The following is a 6577-nucleotide window of genomic DNA, read 5'->3' as shown; positions in this document are numbered from 1 at the left end:
CGCTGTCCCGGGAAGAACCGCAGGTCAGCAGGACGAGTGACCTGCGATGTTAAACGCCAAGCTCAGACAGCGTTCGAGGAGGTCGGGACGGCGCGACAGGGTGGTGAGCAGATGGTGATCGCCCACCGGGTCGGGCCGGATCGCCACGTATTCACCCGGTCCGGGGTCCATGCAAGTGATGAGGGTGGAGGCGACTTGTTCCCGCAGTTCCTCGGTGTCTGCGAGCCTGCCTACCGCGGTCAGGGCCCGAGCGGCCCGGTGCGGCGCGGGGGTGAGGAGCGTGAGGCAGGCCGCGGCTTCAGCCAGGAGATCGGTGTAGCGCAGCTCTGTACGGGTGTTGCTTTCGAACGTGGTGTTCCAGTAGCGGCGTTCGTGGCGCAGGATCTCGTCGTACAGGGCAGCGGGCGTGACGGGCAGCGGGCCGTTGCCGCGTGCTGCGAGCCAGCCGAGCAGGACCAGGTCGAGGGTGGTCCACCGGGTGCCCTTGTCCGGGGCCGGCAGTTGCGGGCGGCTGGTGCTCGGCCGTCGGTCGATCGCCGCGTACGTGCGCAGGAACAGGTCGTTGGGCCGGGGGTGGGTGTCGGGCAGTTCGAAGCTCTCCAGACGGTGAGGGTGGGAGTCGGTCTCCAGTGCGTCGGTAATGCGGGTCAGCCATTCCCCCTCCCGTTCCCGGGCGGTGAGGATGACGACGGCCGGGCGGCGTCTGCGGACCACCACCCGCAGGATCTCGATCGTCGACGCCGCACGGGCGTCGGCGTAATCGATCAGGACGAGCAGGGGTGCGGTGCCTTCCGCCAGCCATTCCAGTGACCTGCTGTCCCGGGCCTGCTCCCTCAGGGCGCCGGCGTACCAGCCGCGACGCGCCATACGGTCGACCAGCTCCAGCGCCAGTCGGGTCTTCCCCGCCCCGCCGCGCCCGATGACCACGGCGACACCGGTGCGGCGGCCCAGGAGGGTTTCCTCGCACAGCGCCGACAGTACGGTCAGCTCGTCGCGGCTCTGGAACGGTGTGACCTGGTACTCGGCCCGCAGCAGCCGCAGCGCCGACTCGGCCGTCCCGGGGTCCCGGTAGGCGTCCCGCAGGGGAAGGACTGCGGGCAGCGGTGCGGGCGTATAGGTCTCGGTGGCCGGATCAGCGATCACTCCGACCCGCCATCGGTACACGCCTGATGCGAGGTGCGCCCGCCCGGTCGCCACCGCCTCGCTGAGGTCGGCATCCGTCCCCGGAGCATCGGCACCGACCGGGTGGGAGATACCGTTGGGGTCCAGCACCAGGACGCTCCGCGGGGGACCGTCCAACCGCGTCTGCACCTCACCGAGGAACTCCAGCGGGGGCTCGGGCCATACTCCGCTATCGGGATGTCCGCCCGGCCAGCTGCCGGAGAGCGAGACCGCCACCAAAGCGTGCCCGGGCCGCCCCGGCTCGATCGCGTCCAGGATGAGGACCGCCGTGTGCAGCCCCGTGTGGCGGAAGGCCCCGGCCAGCAGCACGGCCAGGTCGAGGCATGTTCCGTTGCGGGGTGCCACGAGGAGTTCGGCCGGAGGTCTGATCCACTGGCCGTCCGGCCCGCTGTCCGGCGGTTCGTGGGCGTATCCGATTCCGGCCTGCCGCAGGCGGTCCCAGACCTCCTGGACCCGCCGCAGGGACGGGGCGGCCGAGGGGCCTGGGATCTGCGCGTGCAGGCGTACGGCGTCGGGTACCACGTAGCGGGCCAGGTCGGCGGGGGCCGTGTCGGCGGACCACTGGGGCCACACGGCTCGCCGCTCACTCGACGCTGACATCGTCGAGTACCTGCACGACCTGTGTGGCGGGGGAATCGGTGAGATCCTGTGCTGTGACGGTCACTTTCGCCAGGCCCGGGGGGGAGGCCGGGGAGTTCGCCGCGGAACTGGCCTGCGTCGCCGTCCCACTCGAGTCGGGCCTCGACCGGCGGCGGCGCGTCCACTCCGAGCGCCTCTGCGATGGCCCACACGGCAGCCTGCCCGGCGTGGACTCGGTCTCCGGTGAGGGACACCGGGGTGGCCGCGATGGGGATTGGCCTGTCGCGCAGATGCAGCTCGTCCAGGTCGAGCCCGAGCCCGATTCGGCCCTCCTGATTCGCCCGGTAGGCGGAGAGGACCGGGTCGGCCCGGAAGGCGTCGAGCAGAGCTTCGGTCTCATCCAGTTCCGCGATCGGCCCATGGCGTCGATGTGCCCGCAGGTGGATGCGCGGGTAGTTGTCCATCTCCACCGGCAGACCGCAGTACATCGGCACTGTCCCGTCGCCGAGATCGGCGGCCCAGCCACCGAGTTCGGGGCCGGAGGGCACTTCTTTGGTGACGGTCACCTCGGCCCCGTTCCAGGAGCAGAACCGCAGCGTGGCATGTCCGAATCCGATGCGGGGCATGAGCGCGGGAGGGACGTCCAGCCCTTGCCAGCCGGCTTCGATCTCTCGGTGCATGGCATGAGCGCGTGCGGCAGGTTCCCGAAGCCAGGCCAGTGGCAGTTCGTGCGGGCGCAGGAGCACGTCCCGGCGGGAGGGCGGGCCGGCGGTGGCGGTGCGCACGGCATCGTCGGAACCGCGGTCGGTGATGGCGCGATAACGGGGCAGGAGGTCCGCCAGTCCCTGCCACTGCCGGACGACCTCGACCGGCCGGGTGATGTGGAAGGGGCCGACCGGCACACCGTTGGCCATGACCTCCAGCGCTTTCGGTGCGCCCCGATGTGGTGTGCCCAGGGTGATGATGCCGCGGCACCAAGAGGCACCGCCGAGTACGCCGGCCCAGTAGCGTGCCACCAGGCCCCCCATCGAGTGCGCGATGACGACGACTCGGCGCCTTCGGTCCTTTTCGTCGGGCCAGAGGTGCGCCAGGCGTGGTTGCAGCTCGCGGTCCAGCGTCTCCGCGGCCTCAGCGACTCCCAAGCGGAAGTCGTAGCCCACGGCGACCACGTTGGCGTCGAGGTCCGGTTCGGGCGCCGTTCCGTCGTCGACCAGTGCTCCCGGCCGCTTGCCCAGCCGTGTCAACAGACGGTCGTATCCCTGAACCACCGTCCACAGCCCGAAGGCCTTCCTGGTCTTGACGAGGCCGGCAGGGGCGAGCCGAGGAAACTGCGCGACGCTCAGTTGCTGCGGCTTCCGCAGCAGGTCCACATCTGCCGCCCGCGCACCCCACACCGGCTCACCCGTCGGGCGCCCTCGACGGCCAGCCACCGAGAGCACTGTTCCCCCGAGTCCCGGCAGCACGACGACCAGGTGATCACAAGCCTTCAACTTAGCCCCTCCCCCCACCACGGTACAGATTGTAGGCACTCAGTCGCACCGAGTACGGAAACGGGGAGAACTGGTGCTGACAACAGTGCGGCCCCGCAGCCCGGCGCGGGCCCGCACTGTTGTCAAGGCTGGCGGCGAAGAGCCGGTAGCCGCCTGGTCTGCGCGGTGCGGCGGACCGCCCACCAGGACGGTCTCGGGGTGGTGGCCGCGCGGACGGTTTGCCCGAACGCTTCCAGGGCCGCCTCCAGGCGTGCGCTGTTTTCCACATCCCCGGCCGGCACTTATGAACGGCGCCCTGGCCTATCGCGGCGGGGCAGGCCGGCACCCACGGCGGGCTGCTGCGGGACGGGCGCGGGAGCGTTGTCCCGGGTCATGATGCTGCTCCCTTGAGCAGAGGGATCGAGGACAGCGGACACCTGTGGTGGTGTCGTCCGCGTGGGGGTGGTGCGCGCCTCGCGGTCGGCGGTCCTGCTGCGGCTCTCTGCAGAAGAGCGTCCCTGTGGGGTCTCGGCCCGGCCCAGGGTGGGCGTGTTGAGCGTAGCGGCGATCGGCGCGGGTGTTGCCCTGGGAGTCTGGCGGCTGGTCATCGGTACTGCCTCCGGCGTGAGTTCGACATTGCGGGCGGGACAGTGACAGGGCTCAGGCGCTTGCGTCTCGTCCTGCCGGGCAGGGCTTTTTCACCCCGTAGGGCTGGAAGCCGGGGCCCGGACAGCAGCGGCCGGGAAGAAAAATTCCGGGGGCACGACGAAGGCCCGGACGCCTGGTCCGGGCCTTGCGCTGTCGAAAGGGGTTGGCGGGTCGAGTGCCAGTAATGGAGTCGGTGACCTTCCGTCTACTCGTGCTCTCCCCGGGAGCGGTTGGCGACCCAGTCCAGATCGTGGTCAGCAGCTCGCTGGCCCGGGCCCCGTTGGACACCCAGAAGGCCAGAAGAGCACGGTCACGGCCGTAACGCAGCGCGGCGAACAGCTCGTTGAAGCAGTCGTCGGACAGTCGCCGCGGCAGACGCTGAGGAACCGATGGCCGGTACCTGCCTCCCGCCGACTGCCGGGCCGTCCGGCCAGCCGCTGCCGGCAACCGAGGGCGTTCCCGTGCTGGGAGGAACGGGTTGATGATCGGGCCGGTGCCCTCCTCCAGATGGAAATCGTAGAACGACCTCAGCACGGTCTCGCAGTGCGCCCGCGTCGACGCCGAGTACAGCCGGCCCGGCGCTGCCCTCCCCGTGACCGGGTTCGGCAGGCCTGCCGCAGGCCGTTTCACCGGCTCGGAAGGCTGCTCGCCGGAGGCCCGGTGGCGCCACAGGCTGCCTCCTGCCGCACGGCCGCATGCTGTGCCGACGAAAGTCGAGGGTTCCAGTCAGTGTGATCTGCGAGAACCGCAATGGACCGCGCAAGTCCCTCCTGTCGAGGTGGCGAGTTGCTGCGGTATGCAGGGCTTCATCCCGTCGAAGAGGTGGGGCTGATTCCGGCTGGCATGGGACGGCAGATACAGGGAATGGCCCGTCGCTTTGTGTGCTTCTTGTGACAGCTTGTGTGGCCGAGGTGACCGTATGGGTCGCCTGTTCTGACTGTCTGTCTGACTTCCGTGGGGGAAGCTGATGCATTCACGTGCGCAGAGCACGTCCCTGTGGCGTGCCCGAAGAACACACAGAACCGCTCTCCTGTCCGCGCTCACGGCCGCCGCCGTGGTGCTCTCGGCGGCACCGGGTCTGGCCGTGCCGCCGAAACCGGAGTTACCGGAGCCGGAGAGCCCTTGGACGAGACCGACGAAGGTCGAGGCGCCCGCGACTCCGGCCGGGTCGGTGAAGGCACCGGAGTCCCAGGCGGAGGCCGAGCCGTCGGCGGAGGTCGCCGCGTGGCGGGCGGCGCAGCGGGCCCGTACCGCGGGCGGCAAGGCCGGGGCCGAGCGCGCGGGGGCCGCCGCCGAGGCCACCTCGTTCGTTCCGGAGGGCCAGGGCGAGGTGCCCTGGCACCGGATCACCGACACGCGCCTGAACGACGCGCTCGTGGCACGGGTGAACCTCTCCAACGGCAACCTGATGCTCGCCGCGACGGACTTCGACATCGCCGGCGTGGGCCAGAAGCTCCAGCTGGCGTCTACGACGCCACCGGCGACGCGCTGCGGTTCAAGCAGACGTCCACCGGCGGCTACACCACGCCGACGGGCTACTCCAAGGACCTGAAGAAGAACGCGGACGGCACCTACACGCTGACCGACCGCAAGTCGGGTACGAAGGACACCTACGACGAGCACGGCACGCTGGCCAAGGTCACCGACAAGAACGACGGCGTGATCACTGTCGACCAGCACGACGAGGGCAGCGAGCACAAGGGCTTCAAACTCACCGAGACCCGCTCGGGCCGCTGGATCGACCTGGTCAAGACCTACCCCAACCAGTGGCAGGCCAAGGACCACACCGGCCGAACGGCCGTCCTCGACCTGGACGCGGAAGGCAACCTGGCCAAGGTCACCGACACCGACGGCAAGGCCACCGCCTACGAGTACGACTCCTCACGCCGCCTGACCAAGGTGACCACCCCCGAGGGCACGGTCACGCTGTTCACCTACGACGCCCACAACCGCGTCAAGTCCATGCAACGCGCCACCGAGTCCACGAGCGTCGGCCACACAGGTCCGACCTGGCGCTACGACTACACGGCCGCCACCCCCTCCGACGCGGGCACCACGACGGTCACCGACCCCGACGGCGACGCCACCAAGTACATCCACAACGCCGACGGGGAGGTCACCAAGGTCACCGACCCCCTCGGCCACTCCCGCCACGCCACCTACAAGAACCACCTGACCCAGACGGCGATCGACGCGATGGGCACGGGCGCGGACGGCACGGGCGGCAACACCACCACCTACGGCTGGAACGGCCGCAACAACGCCATCTCCCAGAAGCTCCCGCTCGGGGCGACGGCTTCCGTGACGGCCTACCAGACCATCGCTGGCACTGATCTGCCGAACGACTTCACCAGCGCGGACGGCCGCAAGGACCCCTTCAAGTACGACGCCAACGGCAACACCATGTCGGTGACCACCTCCGGCACCGCCGGCGGAACTCGCGAGTACACCTACAACGAAGCCACCCCGAAGTGCGGCGGCTTCGAAGGCCAGCGCTGCACGGCCAAGGACGGCAACAGCAAGGTCACCTCCTTCGAGTACGACACCAAGGGCAACCTCAAAACCGTCATCCCGCCGGCGCCGCTGGGCAAGACGACCTACACGTACGACGCGCTGGGCCGGGTGGAGACCGTCACTACTGAGGTTGAACTCGTGGAGTCGTAGGGGCTGACGGCTCGTCGTGCGTGCGGTAACACCGG

General features: G+C 69.7%; 1 protein-coding gene and 2 pseudogenes. 1 reads left to right on the top strand and 2 read right to left on the bottom strand.

What is annotated here, in order from left to right; translation table 11 throughout:
- Positions 1-24 precede the first annotated feature (24 nt).
- Complete coding sequence (locus tag QNO09_RS39375) at positions 25-1782, bottom strand: P-loop NTPase (protein WP_283975026.1); 1758 nt, start codon at positions 1780-1782, stop codon at positions 25-27.
- Between the two features lie 884 nt (positions 1783-2666).
- Positions 2667-2930: pseudogene (locus tag QNO09_RS40235) on the bottom strand (esterase/lipase family protein); the annotation flags it as partial.
- A gap of 1915 nt (positions 2931-4845) precedes the next feature.
- Between QNO09_RS40235 and QNO09_RS39370 the strand changes: the two are divergent.
- Positions 4846-6515 (top strand): annotated as a pseudogene (locus QNO09_RS39370) (RHS repeat-associated core domain-containing protein); the annotation flags it as partial.
- Positions 6516-6577 lie beyond the last annotated feature (62 nt).

The sequence above is a fragment of the Streptomyces sp. 378 genome, from assembly GCF_030124145.1.
Taxonomy (GTDB): Bacteria; Actinomycetota; Actinomycetes; order Streptomycetales; family Streptomycetaceae; genus Streptomyces.
The sequence above is the reverse complement of the archived record's forward strand: the minus strand, read 5'-3'. Positions and strand labels throughout refer to the sequence as shown.